The sequence below is a fragment of the Burkholderia sp. AU6039 genome, from assembly GCF_002223365.1.
Lineage (GTDB): Bacteria > Pseudomonadota > Gammaproteobacteria > Burkholderiales > Burkholderiaceae > Burkholderia.
The window spans coordinates 1,101,555-1,126,874 of record NZ_NKFK01000005.1 but is presented as its reverse complement, the minus strand read 5'-3'; the positions used below and the strand labels follow the sequence as shown (position 1 = coordinate 1,126,874).

Annotated in this window: 24 protein-coding genes; 13 read left to right on the top strand and 11 right to left on the bottom strand. The window is 69.9% G+C overall.

The window, feature by feature from the left end; genetic code table 11:
- The first annotated feature begins 133 nt into the window (after positions 1-133).
- Positions 134-1,441, top strand: a complete 1,308-nt coding sequence (locus CFB39_RS22910; RefSeq protein WP_089474546.1) for an MFS transporter — start codon at positions 134-136, stop codon at positions 1,439-1,441.
- A gap of 313 nt (positions 1,442-1,754) precedes the next feature.
- Positions 1,755-2,516, top strand: a complete 762-nt coding sequence (locus CFB39_RS22905) for a DUF4397 domain-containing protein (RefSeq protein WP_089474545.1) — start codon at positions 1,755-1,757, stop codon at positions 2,514-2,516.
- 64 nt (positions 2,517-2,580) lie between these two features.
- Here CFB39_RS22905 and CFB39_RS22900 read toward each other — a convergent pair whose 3' ends face one another.
- On the bottom strand, positions 2,581-3,129 hold the full coding sequence (locus CFB39_RS22900) for a DUF3005 domain-containing protein (RefSeq protein ID WP_089474544.1): 549 nt from the start codon (positions 3,127-3,129) through the stop codon (positions 2,581-2,583).
- Between the two features lie 251 nt (positions 3,130-3,380).
- Here CFB39_RS22900 and CFB39_RS40905 point away from each other — a divergent pair, with 251 nt between their 5' ends.
- The 5 genes from CFB39_RS40905 (at position 3,381) to CFB39_RS22870 (ending at position 7,968) form a co-directional block, all read left to right on the top strand.
- Positions 3,381-3,722 (top strand): hypothetical protein, encoded by a 342-nt coding sequence (locus CFB39_RS40905; RefSeq protein WP_256991445.1) that lies wholly within the window; start codon positions 3,381-3,383, stop codon positions 3,720-3,722.
- 110 nt (positions 3,723-3,832) lie between these two features.
- A complete protein-coding gene (locus tag CFB39_RS22885) occupies positions 3,833-5,383 on the top strand; it encodes an NCS1 family nucleobase:cation symporter-1 (protein ID WP_089474543.1) in 1,551 nt (516 codons plus the stop codon).
- A 22-nt stretch (positions 5,384-5,405) separates the two neighbouring features.
- Positions 5,406-6,134 (top strand): aspartate/glutamate racemase family protein, encoded by a 729-nt coding sequence (locus tag CFB39_RS22880; RefSeq protein WP_089474542.1) that lies wholly within the window; start codon positions 5,406-5,408, stop codon positions 6,132-6,134.
- 61 nt (positions 6,135-6,195) lie between these two features.
- Positions 6,196-7,374, top strand: coding sequence for a LysR family transcriptional regulator (locus tag CFB39_RS22875; RefSeq protein ID WP_089474541.1), 1,179 nt, complete (start codon positions 6,196-6,198; stop codon positions 7,372-7,374).
- A gap of 87 nt (positions 7,375-7,461) precedes the next feature.
- The gene (locus CFB39_RS22870; RefSeq protein ID WP_256991444.1) at positions 7,462-7,968 is read left to right on the top strand and encodes a DUF1090 domain-containing protein; all 507 of its coding nucleotides are present in this window, start codon (positions 7,462-7,464) and stop codon (positions 7,966-7,968) included.
- A 35-nt stretch (positions 7,969-8,003) separates the two neighbouring features.
- Here the strand turns inward: CFB39_RS22870 and CFB39_RS22865 are convergent, their stop codons facing one another.
- Both CFB39_RS22865 and CFB39_RS22860 read right to left on the bottom strand, forming a co-directional pair.
- Positions 8,004-8,945 carry an AEC family transporter gene (locus tag CFB39_RS22865; RefSeq protein ID WP_089475635.1) on the bottom strand — a complete coding sequence of 314 codons (942 nt, stop codon included), beginning with the start codon at positions 8,943-8,945 and terminating at the stop codon, positions 8,004-8,006.
- An 87-nt stretch (positions 8,946-9,032) separates the two neighbouring features.
- Positions 9,033-10,604, bottom strand: a complete 1,572-nt coding sequence (locus CFB39_RS22860; RefSeq protein WP_089474540.1) for an MFS transporter — start codon at positions 10,602-10,604, stop codon at positions 9,033-9,035.
- A 100-nt stretch (positions 10,605-10,704) separates the two neighbouring features.
- On the opposite strand from CFB39_RS22860, the gene CFB39_RS22855 reads away from it, so the two are divergent.
- From CFB39_RS22855 to CFB39_RS22825, 6 genes are all read left to right on the top strand, one after another.
- Positions 10,705-11,595, top strand: a complete 891-nt coding sequence (locus tag CFB39_RS22855; RefSeq protein ID WP_089474539.1) for a LysR family transcriptional regulator — start codon at positions 10,705-10,707, stop codon at positions 11,593-11,595.
- A gap of 146 nt (positions 11,596-11,741) precedes the next feature.
- On the top strand, positions 11,742-12,728 hold the full coding sequence (locus CFB39_RS22850; RefSeq protein WP_089475634.1) for an ABC transporter substrate-binding protein: 987 nt from the start codon (positions 11,742-11,744) through the stop codon (positions 12,726-12,728).
- 345 nt (positions 12,729-13,073) lie between these two features.
- Positions 13,074-14,171 carry a glycosyltransferase family 2 protein gene (locus CFB39_RS22840; protein WP_089474537.1) on the top strand — a complete coding sequence of 366 codons (1,098 nt, stop codon included), beginning with the start codon at positions 13,074-13,076 and terminating at the stop codon, positions 14,169-14,171.
- Positions 14,172-14,177: 6 nt separating this feature from the next.
- The gene (locus CFB39_RS22835) at positions 14,178-15,440 is read left to right on the top strand and encodes a glycosyltransferase family 87 protein (RefSeq protein WP_089474536.1); all 1,263 of its coding nucleotides are present in this window, start codon (positions 14,178-14,180) and stop codon (positions 15,438-15,440) included.
- Between the two features lie 244 nt (positions 15,441-15,684).
- On the top strand, positions 15,685-16,764 hold the full coding sequence (locus tag CFB39_RS22830) for a glycosyltransferase family 2 protein (protein WP_089474535.1): 1,080 nt from the start codon (positions 15,685-15,687) through the stop codon (positions 16,762-16,764).
- A 15-nt stretch (positions 16,765-16,779) separates the two neighbouring features.
- On the top strand, positions 16,780-18,033 hold the full coding sequence (locus tag CFB39_RS22825; protein ID WP_089474534.1) for a glycosyltransferase family 87 protein: 1,254 nt from the start codon (positions 16,780-16,782) through the stop codon (positions 18,031-18,033).
- On the opposite strand, the gene CFB39_RS22820 is transcribed toward CFB39_RS22825, so the two are convergent.
- From CFB39_RS22820 to CFB39_RS22785, 8 genes are read right to left on the bottom strand one after another with little or no spacing between them, the layout of a single operon-like run.
- A complete protein-coding gene (locus CFB39_RS22820; RefSeq protein WP_089474533.1) occupies positions 18,006-19,046 on the bottom strand; it encodes a TadG family pilus assembly protein in 1,041 nt (346 codons plus the stop codon). The genes CFB39_RS22825 and CFB39_RS22820 overlap by 28 nt on opposite strands.
- A complete protein-coding gene (locus tag CFB39_RS22815; protein WP_089474532.1) occupies positions 19,039-19,467 on the bottom strand; it encodes a TadE/TadG family type IV pilus assembly protein in 429 nt (142 codons plus the stop codon). The genes CFB39_RS22820 and CFB39_RS22815 overlap by 8 nt, the downstream gene beginning before the upstream one ends.
- On the bottom strand, positions 19,464-20,342 hold the full coding sequence (locus tag CFB39_RS22810) for a lipopolysaccharide assembly protein LapB (protein WP_089474531.1): 879 nt from the start codon (positions 20,340-20,342) through the stop codon (positions 19,464-19,466). The genes CFB39_RS22815 and CFB39_RS22810 overlap by 4 nt, the downstream gene beginning before the upstream one ends.
- Positions 20,339-21,283 carry a type II secretion system F family protein gene (locus CFB39_RS22805; protein ID WP_089474530.1) on the bottom strand — a complete coding sequence of 315 codons (945 nt, stop codon included), beginning with the start codon at positions 21,281-21,283 and terminating at the stop codon, positions 20,339-20,341. The genes CFB39_RS22810 and CFB39_RS22805 overlap by 4 nt, the downstream gene beginning before the upstream one ends.
- Positions 21,280-22,257: a type II secretion system F family protein gene (locus CFB39_RS22800; RefSeq protein ID WP_089474529.1), complete on the bottom strand. Its 978-nt coding sequence runs from the start codon at positions 22,255-22,257 to the stop codon at positions 21,280-21,282. Before CFB39_RS22800 ends, CFB39_RS22805 begins: the two co-directional genes overlap by 4 nt.
- Positions 22,254-23,687, bottom strand: coding sequence for a CpaF family protein (locus tag CFB39_RS22795; RefSeq protein WP_089474528.1), 1,434 nt, complete (start codon positions 23,685-23,687; stop codon positions 22,254-22,256). Before CFB39_RS22795 ends, CFB39_RS22800 begins: the two co-directional genes overlap by 4 nt.
- Positions 23,684-24,907: an AAA family ATPase gene (locus CFB39_RS22790; protein WP_089474527.1), complete on the bottom strand. Its 1,224-nt coding sequence runs from the start codon at positions 24,905-24,907 to the stop codon at positions 23,684-23,686. Before CFB39_RS22790 ends, CFB39_RS22795 begins: the two co-directional genes overlap by 4 nt.
- A 19-nt stretch (positions 24,908-24,926) precedes the next feature.
- A complete protein-coding gene (locus CFB39_RS22785) occupies positions 24,927-25,307 on the bottom strand; it encodes a CpaD family pilus assembly lipoprotein (RefSeq protein ID WP_089427883.1) in 381 nt (126 codons plus the stop codon).
- Between the last annotated feature and the right edge of the window lie 13 nt (positions 25,308-25,320).

Genomic DNA, 25,320 nt, shown 5'->3' with positions numbered 1-25,320 from the left:
CTGTGCGATTCGGTATTTTCTAGTGTGTACGCTATTTAATTGCCGTGATATACAGACTCCAGTGCGCAGCGGAACGCCCGCTCGCGTCGATCGGCCACCCATTCATCCGTCACATTCGAACAGGGGCAATCCCATGTCTACCGCACACCCGAGCGCCGCCGTTTCCCCCGACGGCGCGCTGCACGGCAATCTCTATCGCAAGGTCACGCTGCGCCTGATTACCCTCTTCTGCCTGTGCTACTTCGCGGCCTATCTCGACCGCATCAACATCGGGCTCGCGAAACTCCAGATGCTCGACGCGCTGAAGTTCAGCGATACCGTGTACGGGCTCGGCGCCGGCCTGTTCTTCGCCGGCTACATCCTGTTCGAAGTCCCGAGCAACCTGGTGCTGCAACGCGTCGGCGCGAAGCTGTGGATCGCGCGGATCATGATCACGTGGGGCCTGCTGTCGGGTGCGACGATGTTCGTGCACACGCCGATGCAGTTCTACCTCGTGCGCTTCCTGCTCGGCGCGGCCGAGGCCGGCTTCCTGCCCGGCGTGCTGCTGTACCTGACGCAGTGGTATCCCGATGCGCGCCGCGCGCGGATCGTCGCGCTGTTCATGGTCGGGCTGCCGCTGTCGAGCATGATCGGCAGCCCGATCTCCGGGTGGATCATGCGCGCGTTCGACGGCACGCACGGGCTCGGCGGCTGGCAGTGGCTGTTCCTGCTCGAAGCGCTGCCGTCGGTGCTGCTCGGCTTCGCGGTGCTGCGCTGGCTGCCCAACAACATCGAATCCGCACCGTGGCTGAACGCCGACGAGAAGCACGCGTTGCGTGCGAACCTCGACGCCGATCCGTCCGGCAACAAGAGCCATGCGCTCGGCAAGGCGTTCTCCGATCCGAAGGTATGGGCGCTCGGCCTGATCGACCTGTGCGTGCTGCTCGGACTCTATGCGGTGAGCTTCTGGCTGCCGACGATCCTGCGCGACACGGGCGTGAAGGATGCGTATCACATCGGCTGGCTGATGGTGATCCCGAATGCCGCGGCCGTGCTCGCCACGCTGTACTGCGGCGCCAGTTCCGACCGTGCGCGCGAACGCCGCTGGCATATCGTCGTGCCGTTCATGGTGTCGGCCGTCGCGCTGGCGATCGCGGCCTCGTCGTCGCACGGCACGTTCGGCACGGTGCTGCTGTTCTCGCTGATCAACGCGGGCGCGGCCGCCGCGATGCCGGTCGTCTGGGCACTGCCGTCGACGTTCCTGAAGGGCTCGGCCGCCGCCGGCGGGATCGCGTTCGCGTGCTCGATCGCCAACCTCGGCGGGTTCGGCAGCACCTACTTCATCGGCTGGCTGCGCGACACGTTCCATTCGCAAAGCGCGGGGCTGTACGGTTTCGCCGCGTGCATGGTGGTCGGCTGCGCCCTCGCGCTCGCCTATCCGGCCCGGCTCGTGAACCGCTGACGCAGCGCGTCGCGCGCGCGACGCGGTCATTTTTACAACCGGCAACCGCGCCGAGCCCGCGGTTCGCCCCGCACCTCCTCTCACCCCGCGCACGCCGCCCCGCCGGCGCGTGCGCGCCGCCTGCCGCCCCCTTTCCCGCCCCCTTTCCCGCCCCCTTCCCGACGCCGTTCGCCGCACAGGCACATCGCTTGCGTCATCCACGCGCCCGCCGCTCCGGCGGACGGCATCTTTCCCTCAACCGGCGCTGCGCACCGCGCGACCCTTCGCGCGGCGATCCCGCATCGCAAGCAGGTTCCATGAACGAGAGGACAACATGAAATCAATACGAACGATAGTGGCCCTGTGCTCGGTCGTCTCCGTGCTCGCAGCGTGCGGCGGCGGCGACGACGCCGGGACCGAACTCGGCATCTCGAAGCCGCAGGCGCGCTTCATCAACGCGGTTCCGGCCGGCCCGAACCTCGACTACTACCTGAACGCGAAGCTCGACCAGGGCAATATCGCGTACAAGGGCGTGACGCGCTATCACGACGTCGACTCGGGCACGCAGAACGCGAGCTACGACGTCTCCGGCACGACGACGACCATCGCCGCGCAATCGTTCAGCGCGGCAAACGGCCATCACTACACGACGATCGCACTGCCGAGCACGACGTCACTGATCTCCGTGATCGACGATCCGTACGCCAAGGGCCTGCTGTCCGACAAGGCGCGCGTGCGCAGCTTCAACGCGTCGCCGAATGCGCAGAACGTCGACGTGTACGTCGTCCCGCCCGGCACCGACATCACGACGCAAAGCCCGACGCTCGCGGGTACGGCCTACCAGAACGCGGTGCCGGCATCGACGCAGGATTCGATCTACCTGAACGGCGGCAGCTACCAGGTGATCGTCACGACGGCCGGCAGCAAGACGCCGATCCTCAAGACCGCGCCGGTCACCATCAACAACAACGCCGACTGGCTGCTGCTGACGATCCCGTCGGGCGGCGTCGGCGACGTGACGCCGAACGACATCCACGTGCTGGTCGCGCAGGGCAACGACGCCGATGCGTCCGCGCAGGAACTCGGTCCGCAGTAAGGACCGCTCATGATTGCGGCGGGCGGCGCGATCGTGCCGCCCGCCGCACCTTCCCGTCACGCGGTCAGTTGTTCCGCTCCAGGACGATCACATGCTCGGCGCGCGTGCCGTCGCCGTGCTCGACGTCGACATCGCCGACATGGCGTACGCGCCAGCCCGGCCGCGTCGCGATCTGCGGCATGTTGCCGGACGGACGGCTCTCGATCCCGCCGAGCCCTTCGTCGGGCGTCTCGACCGCTTCGTCGAGCGACGCGTTCGAATAAATCACGTTGTCGTGCCACTTCGACGCGCCCGCGGCGGCTTCCATGCCCTTGCCGTCGACGTCGACCGTGTTGTCGGTCATCGCCATGTTCGCGTTGTCGAGCGTCGGGATCCGGGCGGCCGCTCGCCGCACGGGGTCGCCGCTGTCGGGCGCCTGCTTGCCGCGCTCGATCGGCGGCAAGCCGGTCGGCATTTTCCCGGCAATCTTCTCGGGCGTCAGCGGACGCTGCGCGACCTGCGCCGCCTGGGTTGCCGCATCGGGCATGTCGCCGGCAGCCGGCGTCTTCACCGGGCTCTTCTCAATCTGTTCGCGTTGCTGTTCCGGGGTCGGGTTCGATTCCGCGTTCTGCATTGCACCTCCTTGTCCGGCCGGCGCGCGCCGGCATCAGGGCTGCCGCCGCCGGTCCGGGAATCGCTACAACGGTCCTTGCAAATCTTTCATGGGCTTGGCCGACGCGCGCCTCTCCGGGCGCACGTGCCAGGCCGGCACGGCACCCTTCATACCGACGGCGCACCGACGCGCAACCGGCGCGACGTCCGCCCCACGCGTCAGCCGCGCGTCAGCCGCCGCTCGCGCCGCCCGGCGCGGAAGCCGCGCCCGGCATGCTCGCGCCGCTGTCGCCGCTGCTGCCGGCCGCCCCGCTGCTCGGCGTACCCGACGGCGCGGTGGACGGTGCGGCCGACATGCCGCCCGTGGCGCTCGATTCCGAGCTTGCGCCGCCGTTGTCGCTCTTCTTCTGGCAGCCCGCACCTGCCGCCAGGCCCGCGATCAGGAGGCCGGCGAAGACGGCTCGCGAAACATGTCGAAGTGAATATCGCTGCATGACACCTCCGCTGATGTCGATGTGGATGGAACCCGCAGGCGCGCAATTCGCGTGCCGCGCCGGGCCGTCGCAGCCGCCCGCTTCCATTCATTTTTCAAATGACGCCCAACCGAATATTTAATTTCCCATCGTCTTGCCGGCCTTCCATACTCGCGAACAAATCCGAGACATAACGTCCACGGCGGCCGGGCCGGCGCAGCGTTCCCACGTTGCCGGTCATGCGCCCCGCACATGGAAGGAGACAACGGCGTGCAACTGGAAGCCACCCACCGCCCGGGCATCGTGCCCGGCGCGGACGACGCATCGCATCGAACCGATTCGGCCGCGCGCGATCCCGCGCTGAGCCCGCGGCTGCACAACGCCGACCTCGCGCCGACCAAGGCCGAGGGCCGGACGTGGGGCCGCTACAGCATCTTTGCGCTGTGGACCAACGACGTGCACAACATCGCGAACTACTCGTTCGCGATCGGGCTGTTCGCGCTCGGCCTGTCGGGCTGGCAGATGCTCGCATCGCTCGCGATCGGCGCGGTGCTCGTCTACTGCTTCATGAACCTCACCGGCTACATGGGCCAGAAGACCGGCGTGCCGTTCCCGGTGATCAGCCGGATGAGCTTCGGCATCTACGGCGCGCTGCTGCCCGCGATGATCCGCGCGGTGATCGCGATCGCATGGTTCGGAATCCAGACCTATCTCGCGTCGGTCGTGCTGCGCGTGCTGCTCACCGCGATCTGGCCAGGCCTCGCCGCATTCGACCAGAACGCGATCTTCGGGCTGTCGACGCTCGGCTGGGTCACGTTCGTCGCGATCTGGCTCGTGCAGATCGGCATCCTCACGTACGGGATGGAAATGGTCCGCAAGTACGAGGGGCTCGCCGGCCCGGTGATCCTCGTCACGACGCTGTCGCTCGCCGCGTGGATGTTCAGCCGCACCGGCGGCCATCTCGCGATGTCGATCGGCAAGCCGCTGACCGGCTTCAGGATGTGGACGGAGATCTTCGCGGGCGGCTCGCTGTGGCTCGCGATCTACGGCACGCTGGTGCTCAACTTCTGCGATTTCGCGCGCTCGTCGCCGAGCGCGAAGACGGTGCGCGTGGGCAACTTCTGGGGCCTGCCGGTCAACATCCTCGTGTTCGCGACGATCAGCTTCGTGCTCGCCGGCGCGCAGTTCAAGCTGAACGGCCACATCATCCACAGCCCGACGGAGATCATCGCGACGGTGCCGAACAAGCTGTTCCTCGTGCTCGGCTGCCTCGCGTTCCTGATCGTGACGGTCGCGGTGAACATCATGGCGAACTTCGTCGCGCCGGCCTTCGTGCTGACGAGCCTCGCGCCGCATCGCCTGTCGTTCCGCCGCGCGGGCCTGATCAGCGCGACGATCGCCGTGCTGATCCTGCCGTGGAACCTGTACAACAGCCCGATCGTGATCGTCTACTTCCTGTCCGGCCTCGGCGCGCTGCTCGGCCCGCTGTACGGGATCATCACGGTCGACTACTGGCTCGTGCGCAAGCAGCGCGTGAACGTGCCCGACCTCTATACCGAAGCGCCGACCGGCGCCTACTTCTACACGCGCGGCGTGAACCGCAAGGCGCTCGCGGCGCTGGTGCCGTCCGCGCTGATCTCGATCACGCTCGCCGTCGTGCCGGCCTTCAGCGCGATGACGCCGTTCTCGTGGCTGCTCGGCGCGGCCATCGCGGGCGGCGTGTACTGGCTGCTGGCCGATCGCAACCGGCACTACGAGGCGCGTTCGGGCGAATCCATCGCGGTCGCCTGCGCCCAACACTGACACCCCTGCATACGGAGTCGCAATGAGGATCCTGGTAGTCAACGTCAACACGACCGAGTCGATCACCGACGCGATCGCCGCGCAGGCGCAGGCCGCCGCGTCGCCTGGCACGGAGATCGTCGGGCTGACGCCGCGCTTCGGCGCGGAGTCGGTCGAAGGCAACTTCGAGAGCTACCTTGCGGCGATCGCCGTGATGGATCGCGTGATGCGCTACGACGAGCCGTACGACGCGGTGATCCAGGCCGGCTACGGCGAACATGGCCGCGAAGGCCTGCAGGAACTGCTGACGGTGCCCGTCGTCGACATCACCGAAGCGGCCGCGAGCATCGCGATGCTGCTCGGCCATCGCTACTCGGTCGTCACGACGCTCGACCGCACGGTGCCGCTGATCGAGGATCGCCTGAAGCTCGCCGGGCTCGACGCGCGCTGCGCGTCGGTGCGCGCAAGCGGCCTCGCGGTGCTCGAGCTCGAGGAAGACCCGGCCCGCGCGATCGAGTCGATCGTCGGCCAGGCGCAGCGCGCGGTGCAGGACGATCACGCGGAAGTGATCTGCCTCGGCTGCGGCGGGATGGCCGGCCTCGACCGGCAGATCGAGGAATGCACGGGCGTGCCGGTCGTCGACGGCGTCTCGGCCGCGGTCGCGCTCGCCGAGTCGCTGGTGCGCCTGAAGCTGAAGACGTCGAAAGTCCGCACGTACGCGCCGCCGCGCCCGAAGCGGATCGTCGGCTGGCCGGGCACCTTCGCACAATGACGCGGCGCCGGCCCGCTGCTGCGTCGCACTCGCGCATCGGGTCGCCGGGAGGCACATCGGCATGCGGGACCCACTAGACCCGACCGCGCTGCCCCGCGACGCGTCCGACGCCGCGGGCGCGCTCGACGTGCTCGATGCGCGGCTGATGCGCATCCTGCTCGTGCTGCTGACCGAGCGCACCGTGTCGCGTGCGGCCGTGCGCCTGAACATGTCGCAGCCGGCCACCAGCGCCGCGCTCAAGCGCCTGCGCACGCTGCTCGGCGATCCGCTGCTGGTGCGCAGCCGCTACGGGATGGTGCCGACCGAATTCGGCGCGCGGCTGATCGAACCGCTGCGCAACGCGCTGCGCGTGATCGACTTCATCCGCATCCAGCAGCCGAGGTTCGACGCGCGCACGTCGGTGCGGACCTACCGGATCGGCTGCCCCGACTACCTGAACGTGCTGTTCGTGCCGAAGCTCGTCGCGCTGTTCCGCGAACGTGCGCCGGACGCGCAACTCGTGTTCCATCCGCTCGGCGACGGCTTCGACGACGAGCGCGCACTCGCCGACGGCGAGCTCGACATCGTGATCGACAATCGCCCGGCGCGCGCGTCGCGGTTCCGGCAGGACGACCTGTTCGACGATCGCGTCGTGTGCCTGATGCGCGCGACCCATCCGCTCGCGCGGCGCGGCACGATGACGGCGGCCGAGTTTGCCGACGCGCCGCAGCTGTGCCCGACACCGTCGTGGCTCGAGGCGTCCGGCGCGATCGACAGGCAACTCGAACGCGTGGGACTGCAGCGGCGGATCGTCGTTACGCTGCCGCACTTCGAACTCGCCGCGCATGCGCTCGTGCGCACCGACATGCTGCTGACCACCACGTACCGGCTCGCGCGGCACTATGCGAAGCTGCTGCCGCTCGCCGCCGTCGCGCTGCCGGCCGAACCGCCGGACATCGTGTACCGGATGACCTGGAACGAATCGGGTGAGTGCGTCGAGGGCGTGCGCTGGTTGCGCGGGCTGATCGCGGAAGCGACGCGTGCGTGGCTCGATGCCGAGGCGATGCAGCCGGCGGTGGCGGCGGTGGCCGCCGCTGCAGTCGTGGACGTGAACGCACGAAATAGCACGCCGGTCTCGGCCGATACCCCCGAACCCGCGCGACGCGCGCGCCGCAGGCAGGCGACGCATTGCCATGCATCGCACCCTCGGCGTGTCCCCCATGCGGCACGCATCCACCGCCTCGCGACGAAGTCGCATTGACGGGCGTCATACGCAAGCCGGAGCGATCCGCGCAGTCGCGGCAAGTCAGACCCGTCCTATTTACCCGGTCCGCACCGAATCGTCAGAATGACGCCTCGAACCCTGGCGGTGGGCGATCTGAATCGCGAATGCCTGCCGACGCCCTATATCGAGGAAAACCGCATGAAGAAGACACTCGTTGCGCTGGCCGTTCCGGTCGCGCTGCTCGCGAGTACCGGCGCATTCGCCGATACGCAAGACTGCGCGACGCGCATCCGGGCGTTGCACACGCAGATCGACAACGCGAAGCGGTTCGGCAACGCGCCTCAGGCGATGCGCCAGCAAGCCGCGCTCGACCAGGTCAAGGCCCATTGCACGGACGCCGGCCAGCTCGCGCGCGCCGAACGCAAGGTCGCCGACAAGCAGCGGGATCTGCAACGCGCGCAGGACGAGGTGCACAAAGCGCAGGCACGCATCCATGAAGCCGAAGCGCTCGGCGATGCGAAGAAGCTGAGCAAGGCGCAGCGCAAGCTCGACGACAAGCAGGCCAAGCTGCGCAACGCAACACGCGACCTGCACGATGCGCAGATCGATCGCGACGCGCTGAAGGGCTGAAGGGCTGACGTGATGCGTTGAAACGGTGTGCCGCGTCAGACGTGCCGCGCCAGCGCGAGCATCACCGACAGCGACACGATCGACCCGAGCGTCGACAGCAGGATCGTGCGCGACGTCACCTGCGCTTCACGCCCGTAGAACTCGGCCAGCATGTACGGCCCGGTACCCGTGGGCAACGCGGCGAGCACGACCGCGATCTGCGCGAGCACCGGCGGCAGCGCGAACACGCGCACGCCAAGCCACCACGCGAGCGCGGGCTGCACGAACAGCTTCACCGCCGTCAGTGCGAGGCTGCCCCGCGGTGCGGCGCCGGATCCTTCCCGCTTCTCCGCGAGAAACAGCCCGAGGCTGACGAGCGCACACGGGCTCGCGGCCGCGCCGAGCAGCTTCAGGAAGGTATCGACCGGCGCACCGAGCGGCACCTGCGCGGCCGACACGCAAACGCCGGCCACCGGCGCGACGATCAGCGGGTTGCGCAGCAGCGCGCCGACCACTTTCCACATCAGCCGCAACGGTGCGCGGTCGCGCTGCAGCCCCACCTCGATCAGCACGATCGCGCCGGCGAACAGCACGCACGCCACGAGGATGGTCGCAATCGTGGTCGGTGTGAGGCTGTCGGTGCCGAAGGCGAGCAGGCACAGCGGGAAGCCGAGATAGCCGGTGTTCGGATACGACGCGGCGATTGCGTCGATGCTCGCGTCGGCGAGCCCGCGCCCCGCGAACAGGCGCCACGCGAGCACGCCGACGAATACGAGCGCGCAGGTCAGCGCGAACGTGGCCACGAAAGCCGGCTGATACAGCTGGTGCCACGATGCGTGCGCCATGATCTGGAACAGCAACGCGGGCAGCGCGAGCCACACGACGAAGCGGTTGAGCTCCGAGGCCGCGGCCGGCCCAAGCACCCCGCGCCGGCGGCACAGGAACCCTGCCGCGATCAGCCCGAACACGGGCAACAGAATCTCGATCGTCGATGACATCTTGAACACGCTGCGTGAAACCGGAACGCGCCAGCTTAATGGTTCCGCCGGGTCGCGTCCAATGCGCGGCGCGAGCCGTCCCGGGCATCACGCGCCGTCGCTCATCGGTTGCGCAAGCAACTTGCAGGCAACGACGGCGGCGGCGAGCGCGAGCCCGCCGCTCACCGTCAGCGCGTCGGCGAACCCGCTCGCGAACGCGACCGGCGCCGCCTGCGCGAGCGCACCGGCGGCCGACGGCGGCACACGCTCGAGCGCCCGCGCGAGGTCGCCGGCCAGCAGGCTCGACATGAACTGTGCGTCGGCGAATGCGCGCAGGCCGGGTGCGGCGGACAGCAGCCGGTCGAGTCGCGCCTGCGTGCTCGCCGCCAGCACCGCGCCGAGCACGCCGACGGCCGTCACGATCGCCGAGAAGCGCGTCGTCGTGCTGATGCCCGATGCCATGCCGGTGCGGTTCGGCGGCACGCACGCCATGATCGCCTTCTGCGTGTCGCCGTTCATGATGCCCGCGCCGCAGCCCGTCACGAACATGCCGAGCGCGACCAACCGGTAGTCGCCGCTGGCCGTCAGCGCCGCGGTCGTGAGGTTGCCCGCGCCGATCAGCGCGAGCCCGCCCGCCAGCACGCCGCCGGACGACACGCGCGCGGCCAGCGCCGCGCCGAGCGACGGCCCGGCAATCATCGCGAATGCAAACGGCAGCATCCCGAGCCCCGCGTCGATCGCCGACATCCCGAACGCGTTCTGCAGGTACAGCGGCAGGAACGTCATCATCACCTGCGCGCACGCCGCATAGCCGAACATCGCAAGTACGGCGCCGACGAAGCGCGGCTGGCGGAACAGCGCGAGATCGATCATCGGCCGCGCCTGCCAGCGCTCCGCGCCGATGAACGCCGCGACGAGCGCGGCGGCCAGCGCGAGCCGGCCGAGCGTCGCGGCCGACAGCCAGCCGTACGACGGCGCGCCGATCAGCGCCGCGATCGCGCACGCGAGCGCCGCGCCGAACAGCAGGCTGCCGGCCGCGTCCACGCGCTTCGCGTGCGGATCGCGCGACTCGTCGATCGCGACACGCGCACCGGCCGCCAGCAGCAGGCAGACAGGCAGGTTCAGCAGGAACACCCAGCGCCAGCCGATCCACTGCGTGATCGCGCCGCCGACGAGCGGCGCGATGGCCGTCGCGATCCCCATGCACATGCCCCAGATCGCCCACGCACGCGCCCGTTCGCGCCCCTCCGGAAAACGGTTCGCGATCACGGCGAGCGCGGCCGTCAGCAGCAGCGCGGCGCCGCCGCCCTTCACCGCCCGGGCGGCGATCAGCCAGCCGGCCGTCGGCGCGACGCCGCAGCCGAGCGACGCGAGAAAGAACAGCGCGAGCCCCGCGAAGAGCATCCGCTTGCGCCCGAAGCGGTCGGCGAGCCCGCCGGCCGGCAGCAGGCATGCGGCGAACGCGGTCATGTACGCGCTCACGACCCATTCGATCTCGGCGAAGCTCGCATGGAAACCGCGCGCGATGCTCGGCAGCGACACGGCGACGACGTTCGTGTCGAGCACGATCAGCGAGCAGGTGGCGGACGCGACGGCGAGCGTCGCGGCGGCGGGCAGGCGGGCGCCCGTGCGCGGGGCGGCAGCCGCGCCTGCGCGCGACGCCGGGGAAGGCTGGGACATCGGCTACTCCGGAACAGGATCGACGAGCCGTATGCTAGGCTTGGCCCGTATTGCCTGTCATTGACACGCCGATGCTGTTTTATTGACGAAAATTGCAATCATGGACCGGCTCGAATTCCGTCACGTCCGCGCGTTCCTCAGCGTCGCGCAGCACCTGCACTTCGCCCGCGCGGCCGAAGCGCTCGACATGGCGCCGCCCGCGCTCACGCGGCAGATCCAGGAGGCCGAGCGCGTGCTCGGCGTGCGCCTCTTTCACCGGTCGCGTCGTGCCGTCACGCTGAGCGCGGCCGGCGAGGCCTATCTCGCCGAGGCACGCGCCGCGGTCGAGCACCTGCAGCGCGGCCGCGAACTCGCTGCGTTGGCCGAGCGCGGCGAACTCGGCCGGATCGAGATCGGCTACGTGTCGTCGGCCGTCTATTCGGGCACGCTGCAGCGCACGGTCGGCGCGTTTCGTGACGCGCACCCGCGCATCGAACTGAACCTGCGCGAAGTGCCGATGGACGACGTCGCGAACCAGCTCGACACGGGCCGGCTCGATCTCGCGTACGTGCGCCCGCCGCTGCCGCTGCCCGGCGGCCTGCGGGTCGTCACGCTGCAGCGCGACGTGTTCGTCGCGGCCGTGCCGGCCGGGTCGCGCTACGCGTCGATGTCGGCCATTCGCGCGGCCGACCTCGCCGACGCGCGCTTCGCGGTGCCCGAACAGGAGCGCGGCACGCTCGACGTCGCGCGCCGCGGCCGCTTCGCCCCGCTGATCGCCGCCCGCCCGGGCGGCCTGCTCGCGGTGCTCGCGTGCGTGTCCGTGAACGGCTGGGTGGCGGTGATTCCCGATGCGCTCGCCGGCTGCGTGACGCTGCCGGGCGTCGTGTACCGGCCGATCGCCGGCAAGCCGATCACGTCGGAACTGGCGCTCGCGCACCGGCGCTTCGACAAGGCGCCGGCGGTACGCGCGTTCCTGCGGACGGTTCCGTCGGCCGCGGAAAGCCCCGCCTGACGCCCGCATGCGGCGAGGGCGGCGATGCCGGCCGTCGCCGCGCGAATATGCATTGCACGATTCGATGTTTGTCGGCCGGAAACCGATTCCGTAACCTGCCCGGCAGCCGCGCCGCCCGCGCGCGGATCACCGAGGACACCCCGCCGATGAATCCCGCCTCCGCCCCGCCGCGCCGCCGCGTGCTGCAGCGTCTTGCCGCCCTCGCCGCCGCGCCGCTCGCCGGCGCCATCGCACGGCCCGCCCAGGCCGCCGGCGCCGACTTGTCGGGCGTGACGCTCGTGCTCGGCGACCAGGCCGGCGGCCTGCGCGCGCTCGCGGAAGCCGCGCACGTGCTCGACGGCACGCCTTACCGGTTCCGCTGGGCCAATTTCCAGGGTGCCGCACCGCTGTTCGAGGCGCAGCGCGCAGGGGCAATCGATCTCGCGCCGGCCGGCGACCTGCCCGTGCTGACCGCCGCGCTCGGCGACCCGTCGTTGCGGATCGTCGCGACGCGCGTCGGCTCGCCGACGTCGCTCGGCATCGTCGTGCAGCCCGATTCACCGGTCCGCACCGTTGCCGACCTGAAAGGGCAAACCGTCGTCGTGTCGTCCGCGCGCGGCAGCATCTCGCAGTACCAGTTGTACGGCGCGCTGCGCGAACACGGCCTCGCGCCGCGCGATGTCGACGTGCGCTTCGTGCTGCCCGTCGATGCGTTCGCCGCGTTCGAGGCGAAGCGGATCGGCATCTGGGCGACGTTCGATCCGTACTACGGGCATGCGGTCCGGCGCGGCGCGCGCATCGTCCGCGACGGCAGCGGCATCAATTCCGGGCTGGCGTTCCTGACGTCGCCGGTCGAGACGCTCGACGATCGCGCGAAGCGCGCGGCGCTCGCCGACGTGCTGGCGCGGCTCGCCCGCGCGGGCCAATGGGCGCTCGCGCATCCGGCCGACTATGCGAGCGTCTATGCGTCGCTCACGCGCCTGCCGCCCGACGCGGCCACCGACATCGCGCGACGAGCCGCGCTCGCGCAGCGCAGCCTCAGCGGCGCGGACATCGACGTGCTGCAGCGTGTCGCCGACCGCGCGGCGGCCGACGCGATCCTGCCGCGGCGCGTCGACGTCGCATCGATCGCGATCCGCAACGTATCGGCCTGAACGATGACGCGCGTGGCTACGATCAGCGTGGCCGCGCCATATCGAGGTCGGGCACGTCGTCACCGAACGTCGCCGCGACGAGCGTGCGCATCGCCGCGAATGGCGCCGCCGCGTGCTGCCCCATCGCTGAAATCCCTGCCCCGAGCAAACCCGCGCACGCTGTCACGGCCCCGTCATTCGTGCGTACAATGATCTGACCGCTTGCCGCCGCGGTTCGCGGCAAGCGGACGAGGACATTACAAACAGAATACACACAAGAATTGCGCCGATCCGGACCCGTTTCCGCAACGTCGGCGACAACCGGACCAGACAATGCGGCGCAGACCGGATTACACGGGGGGACATATGTCCAGGCACACCCGAAAGCCACTGGTATCGCTCGTCGTACCGTTCCACGACGAGGCGGAAGCGATCGACGCATTCTTCGCGACCACCCTTCCCATTCTCGAATCGATCGACACCACACGCTTCGAAATCGTTTGCGTGAACGACGGCAGCCGCGACGACACGCTCAGCAGGCTGATCGACGTCGCCGCCGGCGACCCGCGTGTGCGCATCGTCGATCTCACCCGGCGCTTCGGCAAGGAAGCCGCGCTCACCGCCGGCATCGACGAAGCCGCCGGCACCGCCGTGATCCTGATCGACGCCGACCTGCAGGACCCGCCCGCACTGATCCCCGCGATGGTCGAACGCTGGCTCGCCGGCGCCGAGGTCGTCGCCGCGAAGCGCACCGACCGCAGGTGCGACCCGCTGATGCAGCGCGTGGCCGCCGCGCTCTACTACCGCGTGCACAACCACCTTTCCGAAGTCGAGATGCCCGAAAACGTCGGCGATTTCCGGCTGATGGACCGCCAGGTCGTCGACGCGCTGCGCGCGCTGCCCGAGCGGCGGCGCTTCATGAAAGGCCTGTTCGCGTGGGTCGGCTATCGCATCGAGCTCATCGAATACACGCGCGCGCCGCGCAGCGGCGGCCGCTCCAAATTCTCCGGCTGGCGCCGCTGGAACTTCGCGCTCGAAGGCATCACCAGCTTCAGCACCGTGCCGTTGCGCGTGTGGACCTACATCGGCCTCGCGTTCGCCGCGCTGTCGTTCATCTACGGCGCGTTCATCGTCATGCGCACGCTGCTGTTCGGCAACCCCGTGCACGGCTATGCGTCGCTGATCTCCGTGATGCTGTTCGTCGGCGGCATCCAGCTGATCGGCATCGGCGTGATCGGCGAATACCTCGGACGCATCTATCACGAATCCAAGCAGCGGCCGGTCTATCTCGTGCGGCGGCGCTACCGCGCCGACGCGCTGGTGGGCCAGCACCCGGCGCGACACGCCGCGCAGCCCGACGCCGCGAAGCTGCTGCCGTTCCCGGTCCGGCGCGTCGCCGCGGCCCGGCGACGGCAGCCGGCCGTCGCGAGCGCGGCGGTCGCGCGCAATCTGTCGGTCAAGTAGCGCCGCATGGATATTTCCACCTCATCGATCCAAGACGACGAACGCCCTGTCCGCGTCTGGCTGACGCCCGGACGCGTCGCGCTGTACAGCGCGGTCATGCTGACGGTCGGCGTGCTGTTCATGACGATCCTGGTCTGGATCGGCTTCCACTCGACCGACCCGGGCGTGTTCCGCCCCGGCTCGGGGTTCATGGTGTTCTGGTCCGCGTCCCACCTGATGTTCCACGGTTCGCCGTGGCAGATCTACGATGTCCCCGCGTTCTCGCGGGTGCTCGTCGGCCTGTTCCCGACCGCGGCCCGCTATGCGTTCCTGCCGTGGCTGTATCCCCCCACGTATCTGCTGGTGGTCGCCCCCTTCGCGCTGCTGCCCTATGCGGTCGGCTATCCGCTGTTCGTCGCGCTCGGCATCGTGCTGCTCGGGGTAGCGGCCTGGCGCGTGTCGGGGCTCGCGGCGACGCCCGGCGCGAAACGCGTCGGCTGGCTCGCGCTGCTCGCGTGCCCGGGTGTGTTCGTCACCGCGATGTACGGGCAAAACGCGATGCTGACCGCGGCGTGCGCGGCGCTCGCCGTGCATTTCGTTGACCGTCGGCCGATGCTGGCCGGCTTCTTCATCGGACTCCTGTCGGTCAAGCCGCAGCTGGCGTTGCTGTTCCCGTTCGTGCTGATCGCCGCGCGCGCGTGGCGCGCGTTCGCGTGGGCCGCGGCGTTCGCGACCGCCTTCACCGCGCTGGGCATCGCGAAGGGCGGCATCGAATCGCTCCACCTCTTTACGCAGAACGCGGGCGCGCTGCGTGCACTGATCATCGAGCATGGCGTTGCGTTCTGGTTTGCGTCGCCGACGCCGTTCGCGGCGTTTCGTCTCGCCGGCCTGCCGCTGACGCTCGCCTATGCCGGGCAAGCCGCCATCGCCGCGATCGCGATCGCGGCCGCGTGCGTCGTCTGGCACCGCCATCGGGATGCGCGGCTGCGCGGCGCCATGCTGGTCATCGCGACGCTCGCCGCGAATCCCTATCTCTGGCACTACGAACTGTCCTGGCTGTGCATTCCGATCGCGTGCATGATCGCCATCGGCTCGCAGGACGGCTGGCTGCGCGGCGAGCAAAGTCTCGTGGCCGTCCTGTGGGCGCTCCCGTTGTACGAGTTTCTGAATCCGTGGCTGCATCTGCCGCAGATCGGGCCGCTCGTGACGACGATCGCGTTGCTCGTGCTGCTGCGGCGCGCCCGGCTTGCACGCCGCGGCACGCGCGCCGCGGTCGTTCGGGCCTCCTGAGCCGGTCGCCGGGCGCCGCGCCCGGTAATCGCGCACCAAGTCGCGCTCGCGCGGCACAACGCCGCCGGCCTCAACGTCCGGCCAGTCGACCTGGCGTCCGCGCGCGCACTGCCGCGCCGGCATCGATTCGTGTTACGAATTCCCGATTCCTGCCTACAATGTTCAGAACGCCAGTCGTCCGGCCTGCCGCCGGCGACGACCGGATCCATACGGCGCAGCGCAGGCCGGATCTCTCGGGGGACGTATGTCCGCGCATGCCAGAAAACCACTGGTCTCGCTCGTCGTGCCGTTCCACGACGAGGAAGAAGCCATCGACGCGTTCTTTGCCACGACGCTGCCGATCCTCGAATCGGTCGAGTCGGTCCGTTTCGAGATCGTCTGCATCAACGACGGCAGCCGCGACGACACGCTCGCCAGGCTGATCGACGTCGCCGCCGGCGACCCGCGTGTGCGCATCGTCGATCTCACCCGGCGCTTCGGCAAGGAAGCCGCGCTCACCGCCGGCATCGACGAAGCCGCCGGCACCGCCGTGATCCTGATCGACGCCGACCTGCAGGACCCGCCCGCACTGATTCCCGCGATGGTCGAGCGCTGGCTGGCCGGAGCCGAGGTCGTCGCCGCGAAGCGCACCGACCGCAGGTGCGACCCGTTGATGCAGCGCGCGGCCGCCGCGCTCTACTACCGCGTGCACAACCATCTCTCCGAAGTCGAGATGCCCGAAAACGTCGGCGATTTCCGGCTGATGGACCGCCAGGTCGTCGACGCGCTGCGCGCGCTGCCCGAGCGGCGGCGCTTCATGAAAGGCCTGTTCGCGTGGGTCGGCTATCGCATCGAGCTCATCGAATACACGCGCGCGCCGCGCAGCGGCGGCCGCTCCAAATTCTCCGGCTGGCGCCGCTGGAACTTCGCGCTCGAAGGCATCACCAGCTTCAGCACCGTGCCGCTGCGCGTGTGGACCTACATCGGCCTCGCGTTCGCCGCGCTGTCGTTCGTTTACGGCGCGTTCATCGTCATGCGCACGCTGCTGTTCGGCAACCCCGTGCACGGCTACGCGTCGCTGATCTCCGTGATGCTGTTCGTCGGCGGCATCCAGCTGATCGGCATCGGCGTGATCGGCGAATACCTCGGACGCATCTATCACGAATCCAAGCAGCGACCGGTCTATCTCGTGCGGCGGCGCTATCACGCACAGCGGGACGCCGCCGCGCATCCGGCGTCGCAGCTGCTGCAGTTTCCGCTCAAGCGCACGCATGCGGCCCGCCGCCGGACGGCGCAGCCCGCCGCGACCGGCCACGGCGCCGCGCGGAAAGCGTCCGTCAAGTAACCGCGCGCACGACGCATGGATCTCCCCCGACAAGCGATACGATCGGCGGCCCCTCCCGTCCGCGCATGGCTGACGCCCCGGCGCGTCGTGGCGTACAGCGCGGTCGCGCTCGCGTGTTACGCGCTGTTCGTCGCGATCTGGATCGCCGTCGTCCGTCACGCGCCCGCCACCGCGCCGTCGCGCCCGGGCCCCGACTACGCGGTGTTCTGGTCGGCGTCGTACGTGATGCTGCATGGCTCGCCGTGGCAAGCGTACGATCTGCCGACCTTCTCGCGGCTGGCGGCCGAGCTGTTCCCGCAGTTCCGCCGCGAAGACCTCGTCGCGTGGCTGTACCCGCCCACCAACCTGCTGCTCGTGACGCCGCTGGCGCTGCTGCCCTATGCAGTCGGCTACCCGCTGTTCGTCGCGTTCGGCATCGTCGTGTTCGGATTCGCCGCCTCGCGCGTATCGGGGCTCGGCGCGCTCCCCGGCTTGCGGCGCGTCGGCGCGTTCGCGCTGCTCGCCGCCCCGTGCGTGTTCGTCACCGGGATGTTCGGGCAGAACGCGTTCCTCACCGCGTCGTGCGCGGCGCTGGCCGTCTGCTGGGCCGACCGTCGGCCGATGTGGGCCGGCCTCTGCATCGGCCTGCTGTCGGCGAAGCCGCAGATGGCGCTGCTGTTCCCGTTCGTGCTGGTCGCCACGCGCGCCTGGCGCACCGTCGCGTGGGCCGCGCTCACCACCGCCGCGTTCACCGCATTGAGCATCCTGATCTGCGGCGTCGAATCGCTGCGCCTGTTCGTCGCCGGCACGGCGCTCGCGCGCACGCTCCTCCTCGAGCAAGGCATCGTGTTCTGGCTCGCGTCGCCGGCGCCGTTCGCCGCGCTCCGCCTCGCGGGCCTGCCGCCTGGCGCCGCGTATGCCGCGCAAGCGTGCGTCGCGGCGCTGGCGATCGCCGCCGCCTGCATCGTGTGGACGCGTTCACGCGACGTCCGCTTGCGTGCGGCGGTGCTGGCCGTCGCCACGCTCGCGGCGAACCCGTACGTGTGGCACTACGAGCTCGCCTGGCTCGGCATCGCGATCGCGTGCCTGCTGGCGATCGGCTGGCAGGACGGCTGGCTGCGCGGCGAGCAGACCGCGATCGCGCTCATGTGGCTGCTGCCGGCCGTCGAATACCTGAACCCGTGGCTGCAAGGGCCGCAGATCGGCCCGGTCGTGACGCTGTTCGCGCTCCTCGTGATGCTGCGGCGCGCCGGCCCGGAGGCTCAGAACGCGAGCCGCGGCGGCACGTAGATGCCGTAGTACGGCCCGACGCCGGTCGCGACGCCGGTCATCTTCACGCCGGCGACGAAATGGCCCTGGATATACTTGTATGTGCCGCCGAGCGACACGTCGATATGGAACGGCGCGAACGCGACGATCGGCACGGAGGTGCTGGTCGCCGTCTGCGTGACGACCGGCAGCACCACTGTCGCGCCGACCGGCACCGACGTATAGAGCGTCGCCTTCACGCCGGTCGCGAGATTGATGGTGTCGCCGATGTTGAGCGTCGTCGGATTGCCGGTTGTCATCAGGCCGCCCATCGTCGTCGTGTCGGTCGCGCTCGACTGGAACGACGTCCACTGCCCGCCCATGCACAGCAGGCCGTAGATCTGGCCGTTCGTGATCGAGAATTCGAACGGCTGGCCCGTCAGCGGATTGATCAGCGGCTGGTTGGTCGACGCGTTCCAGTACAGGTTGTACACGCACTGGTCGATCGCGACCGGAAACAGCCCGCCGGCCCCGACCCCGCCCGGCGCCGCCAGCACCGCCACGGCGGTCGCGCTGTCGGATGCGCCGGGGATCCCCAGCAGTCCGCCGAGCAGCAGCGGAATCGAGCCGCCGTTCACGCCGGGCGCGCGCGACACGGTGACCTGCACCGCCGGCACGTCGTACTGGCCCGGCGTGATGGTCGTCGGCTGCATGGAGGCGGGGTTGCGCGTCACGTTCCAGTATCCGGTGGTCACCGTGCCGGTCGACAGCGCCGCGCCGGCCGCCGAGTTCTGCGCGATCACGCCATTCGCCGCCGGCGCGGCCTGCGACCAGTTCACCGCGCCGCCGCTCGGCGACATCATCGCATCGGCCCCCGCGAGCGCGGCCGCGTCGGCCGCGTTCTGCAACTGGTTGTTCACCGTGACCACCCACGCGATGTCGATCGCCAGCGCGCCGAACGACAGCAGCGGAATCAGGAACAGCAGGAAGAACAGCGCGACCGAACCGCGCTGCCGTTCGGCGCCGACGGGTGGCGTGGCGGTCACATCATTCATAGAGCATCACCGACGTCGCCGAGACCGTCACCGGGCCAGTGAGCGCGCTGAACGCGGAGCCCAGCACGAGCCCCGAATACGTGTAGGTCACCGTCACCGTCAGCGCGGTGCCCGACGTCGTGCCGTTCGCCTGCGTCACGGTCACCGCCGGTGTCGTCGCGGTGCCGCCGGTGATCAGGCTGTTCTGCATCGCGGTCTGCGCGATGTTGGCGATCTGCGTCGTGGTCAGCATCGGCACGCGCAGCATGACGCCGGCGCGCGCCGCCTCGCGGCTCGCGTTCGTGATGACGGCCTTGTCGCACAGGAGCAGGCTCGTGTCGATGATGCCGATCAGCACCATCAGCAGGAACGGCAGCATCAGCACGAACTCGAGGGACACGACGCCGCGCGCGTGGCGGGCGCCCATCGCCCCGCGTGTCATTTTGCGGCCCCCGCACCCGGCGGTACGACACCCGGCTCCAGCGCCGCGCCGGACAGCGGCGGCCGGCTACCGGCCCCGCCGGCCACCCCGGCAACTCCGCGCGACGCCAGCCGCGCGCGCACCGCCTGGTAAAAGCGCAGGTTGTCGGCCACCGCCGACGCGGGCAACTCCGCGGACAGCAGCTTCTTCGCCGAATCGGTGTTGCCGAGCACGCCGTACGCGAACGCGAGGTTCTGGCGCGCCTGCCACGGCGCGGACGGCAACCCGGTGACGTCGAGCAGCACGTTCACGCCTTCACGCGGCCGGTTGCTCAGCACGAGCGACAGCCCGAGATCGACGCGCAGCCCCTGCGCGTCAGGGTGCGCGCGCAGTGCGTCGCGATACACGACCTGCGCATCCGCATGACGCCCCTGCAGGTCGAGCACGGTGCCGAGCCCCTCCGCCGCGAGCGGATGGTTCGGCTGCGCGGCGAGCAGGTCGCGGTAGCGTTGCGCGGCTTCGTCGAGGCGACGCTGCCGCAACGCGACGCGCGCGAGCCCGAGCTGCGGGCCAAGTTCCGCGGGTGCCTGCCGCTGCGCTTCGTCATAGAGAATCCGCGCACGCTCCAGGTCGCCCGCGCGGTAGTTGACGTCGCCGAGCCCCAGGCGCGCCGCGAGCGAATCGGGATGCTTCGCGAGCACCTTCTCGTACAGCGTCGACGCGAGATCGACGTTGCCGCCGGCCAGTGCGCTGTCGGCGATGCGCAATTCGGCCTGCGGATCGTCGCTCTTGTGCGACAGCACCGGCCGCGTCTGGACGCCCGGCGCGCCGCAGCCACCGGCCAGCACCGGCAGCACGGCCGCGAGCGCGAACGCGCGTATGACGGATCGTGTCATCTGAACACCTCGAGCAGGCGAATCGCCGCCGGGCCCGCCGCGATCAGGCAGACCGTCGGCAGGATGAACAGCATCATCGGCAGCGTGATCTTTGGCGCGAGCTTCGCGGCGCGTTCCTCGAGCGCGACGATCTGCTCGGTGCGCTCGGTACGCGACAGCGTGCGCAGCGCCTGCGTGATCGGCGTGCCGAACCGTTGCGACTGCGTCAGCGTCGTCGCGAGCGAGCGCGCCGACGTGAAATCGACACGCATCGCGAAATGCGCGAGCGTCGCGGACACGTCGCCGCTCAGCGTCAGCTCGTCCGCGCATACGGTCAGCTCGTCGGCAAGCGGCGGGCAGATGCGCGCCAGTTCGTGCGCGACGCGCCGGATGCCCGACGCGAGACTGTTGCCGGCCATCGTGCAGATCACCAGCAGGTCCAGCGCATCGGGAAAGCACGCGGCGATGATCCGCCGCCGCCGCCGGATCATCACGCCGAGCACGTATTCCGGCACGATCACGCCGATCACGAAGGCGGCGATCATCGCCAGCGCGCGGATCACGAAGTATTCGCCGAAGCGCGGAATCAGCGGGCTGAACACGATCGCGCCGCACGCGAACAGCACGCCGCAGCTCAGCTTGATCCCGATCATCACCGACGCCGCGCGGCGCTCGCGAAAGCCCGCGCGCGTCAGCTGCAGGCCGAGCTTCACGCGCTGCATCGGGTCGAGCACCGGCAGCCGTTCGCCCAGCTGCGCGAGCCGGCGCGTGAGATCCAGCCGGACGCCGCCCGGCTGCAGCCACCCCGCCATCGACGCCGGCGGATGCTGGCCGGCAGCCTGCCGCACGCGCGCGGCGATCCGCTGGCGGGTGCCGCCGCCGGGCGTGGCGAGCGCCACCGCGACACAGCCGAGCAACAACAGCAACTCGAGGCCGCGGGCGGCCAGCATCGACATCGTCATCGCGCGGTATCCAGTTTCGAGATCTTGCGGATCACCAGCAGGCCGACCGTCAGCAACCCGGCCGCGATCGTCAGCATCGTGTGCCCCGGGTGCGTCGTGAACAGCAGCATCACGTAGTCGCGGTTCACGAGGAACAGCGCGCCGATCATCACGAACGGCACCGCCGAAATGATGTTCGTCGTGATGCGCCCTTCGGCGGTCAGCGCGCGCGTCTTCAGGCGGATGTCGCGACGCGTGCGGATGATGCTCGACAGCTCGTCGAGCGTTTCGCCGAGGCTGCCGCCGGTCTCGCGCTGCAGCAGCAGGTAGACGGTGAAGAACGAGAAGTCCGCGATCATCAGCCGGTCCGCCGCCTGCGTCAGCACGTCCTTGAGATCCGCGCCGACGCGCAGGCTGTCGCCCATCGAGCGGAACGTCGCGCGCACCGGCTCGGCCGCGCCGTCGCCGACCATGCTGATCGCCTGCGTGACCGGAATGCCCGCGCGCACGGCCCGCACGATCACGTCGATCGCGTCCGGGAACGCTTCGAGAAAACGAATCCGGAAGCGCTCGACCAGCGCACGGTAGCTGGCGCGCATCGTGACCAGCGGCAACCCGACGTAGATCAGCGGACGCAGGAAGCCCGGCGGCCCGATCAGCTTCACCGCGACGATCGCGACGATCGCGCCGGCGATCGTGCTCGCGACGACGATCCTCACGCCGCCCTTGCCGCCGACCGCGCGCACGCGCGTCACGCGGCGCTGCAGCCACGCGCGCAGGCGGCCCTGGCGGCGCTCGAGGTTGAACAGCGCGACCCCGGGCGTGGCGGAGGCGAGCCCGTCGCGCCCGGCGAGCGACGGCGACAGCCGGCGCATCCGCGCGCGGATGCGCTGGGCCGGCGTGCGGCTCGCGCGATCGAACCACGACGACAGCACGAGCCCGATCGCGAAGATCATCACGAACGCGCCCACCGCGAACACGTCGGCGGCCCTCATTGCCGGAACACCTCGGCGAGCGCATCCTCGACGCCGTAATACGCGGCGCGCGCGGCGAATGACGGCCGCAACGGCGACGCCTCGAACACGCCCTTCACCGCGTCGCGCGTCGTGTCGCCTTCCTGGCGGAACGCGAACAGGTCCTGCGTGATCACCACCTCGCCTTCCATCCCGACGATCTCGGTGATCCGCGTGACGCGCCGCACGCCGTCGCGCATCCGCTCGATCTGCACGAACAGGTGCACGGCGCTCGCGATCTGGCGCCGGATCGACAGCAGCTGCAGGTTCGCGTTCGCCATCATGACCATGCTCTCGAGCCGGCTGATCGCATCGCGCGGCGAATTCGCGTGGATCGTCGTCATCGAGCCGTCGTGCCCCGTGTTCATCGCCTGCAGCACGTCGAACGCCTCGGGGCCGCGAATCTCGCCGAGGATGATGCGGTCGGGCCGCATCCGCAGCGCGTTGCGCACGAGATCGCGCTGCGAGATCCCGCCGAGCCCCTCGGTATTCTCCGGCCGCGTCTCGAGGCTCACGACGTGCGGCTGCAGCAACTGCAGCTCGGCCGCATCCTCGATCGTCACGATCCGTTCGTGCTGCTCGATGTGCTGCGACAGCGCGTTGAGCAGCGTCGTCTTGCCCGAGCCGGTGCCGCCCGAGATCACGATGTTCAGCCGGCACGCGCACGCGACCTTGAGCACCTGCAGCATCGGATGTGAAATGTTGCCCTGCTGCGCCATCCGCGCGAGCGTGATGTCGCGCTTCGCGAACTTGCGGATCGAGATCGACGGGCCGCGCATCGCGATCGGCGGCAGCACGACGTTCACGCGGCTGCCGTCGGCGAGCCGCGCATCGACCATCGGGCTGCTCTCGTCGACGCGGCGCCCCACCGCCGCCGCGATCCGCTGCGCGACGCTCGCCACGTGCGCGTCGTCGCGGAACTTCAGCGACGTGAGCTCGAGCCGGCCCGCGCGCTCGACGTAGACCTGGTCGGGCCCGTTGACGAGGATGTCGGTGACCGAATCGTCGGCGAGCAGCGGCTCGATCGGCCCGACGCCGAACATGTCGTTCAGGATCGCATCGACGATCAGCACCTGTTCGCCGGCCGTGATCTTCAGGCGCTCGCGCTCGACCGTGTGCGCGGCCACCTGCTCGATGCCCGCGCGCACTTCGTCGCGCGTCTTCATCAGCGCCGCCGACATGTTCATCGACGCGAACACCGCGCTGCGGATCGCGTCGAACTTGCTCGACCGGATCAGCGCCTCGTGGGTGTCGGCCGTCACGGGTGTGCGAGCCGGAGTCGGTGCAGGCGCGTCCGCCGCGGTCGGAGCCGGGGCCGACGGTGCGGCCTCGCGCGCCACGGCGGGCGGCGCGGCCTGTGGCTCGGCCGGCGCGGGATCCGCCGGCGGCCGGTTGCGGGTGCCGAACGTCACGTTCCCTTCCTCCACTTGACGAGCCGCGCATACCACGGCTCGGCGACGACCATCGGCTCGCCGGTGATGCCGTTCGCGAGCTGCCGGATCTGGTCCAGGAAGCCGTTGCGCTTCGCGCCTTCGATCGGCTCGCCGAGGTTCTCGGCAACGGCGAGCGTCTGCGGCTCGTGCGGCAGCTCGTGCAGCGCCGCGCCGCCGAACGCCGCCTCGAAATCGACCGGCTCGACGCGGCCCGCGACCGGGGCGAGCGGATTGTTCAGCACCATCGACAGCAGCCGCTCGCCGGGCAGTTCCCGCACGAAGCGCACGAGCCGCGCGGCTTCATACGCGGCGTGCACCGAACGGTCGACCACGACGTGGACGAGATCGGACGCCACGAGCGCGTCCTCGAGCAGCTTGCCGGCGCCGCTGCCGACGTCGAACAGCACGTAGTGGAAACGGTCCTTCAGCATGTCGACCAGGCGCGCGACGGCCTGGTCGCCCAGCGTGACGTCGGCGCCGTAGGCCAGCTCGGCGGACAGCACGTGCAGCCGGTCGCCCTTCGTCACGAACATGCGCTCGAACAACGCGTCGTCGGGACGCTGCCCCATGTTCAGCAATTCGATCAGCCCGTTGTTGCTGGACAGCCCGAACATCGAGTTCGCGCCGCCGCCATGCAGGTTCAGGTCGACGTAGGCCACCCGGCGGCGCTTCTCGCTCGCGAGGAAGCGCGCGAGGCTCACCGTGATCGTGGTCGCGCCGACGCCGCCGCGCGCGCCGACGAAGCTGACGACCTTGCCGGTGCGCGCCTGCACGACCGATTCGGTCGCGGTCAGCGCACGCCGCATCAACTCGACGGTCAGCGGCTTGACGATGTAGTCCTGCACGCCGATGCCGAGCAGGTTGCGAAACAGCCCGACGTCGTTCTGCGTGCCGATCGCGATGACGCGCACCGACGGGTCGCACACGTCGGCGAGCCGCATCAGGTCCGACACCGGCAGCACCGAATCGGACACGTCGATGACGAGCTGGCGCGGCGAACGCTCGTACTGCTGCAGCAGCCGGATCGCATCGTCGCAGGTGCCCAATTGCAGCTGGGTGCGCGTGATCGACAGTTCCTGCGTGACGCGGCGTATCACGTCCTCGCTGCCCGAATCGGCGACGACCGCGACGAGATCGGCCGCGCCCGCGGACGCGGCGCGCCGGGTGTGCTGACGGTCGAGGAGGTTCATGGGCGGCATCGTGATGGCATCCGGGCGGTCAATGGCTGGGCGAGCCGGTCGTCTGCGTCTTGCCTGGCGTCGGCTGCTTCACGCGATCCTCGACGTAGCGGCGCACCGCGTCGGCGGCCGTCTGCGCATCCGCGCCGCCGTACGGCACGGGCGCGACGAGATCCTCCGGCCGCGCGAGCATCGCCGCGAGGTTCGAATAGGTCGCGCAGCCGAACGGCACGCCGGGCCGCGCGTACCCCGCGTCGACGAGATGCGACGGCTGCATCAGCTTCGCGCAATCGGGCGCCACCGCATGCGCGCCGTCGAAGCCGATCGACCGCGCATCGGGCAGGTTGACCGGCGGCGGCGCCGACAGGCAGCCCGCACACACCAGCGGCAGGAGTGCGGCAACGATCGATCGGGTTCGCATGTGCGCCTCCGGT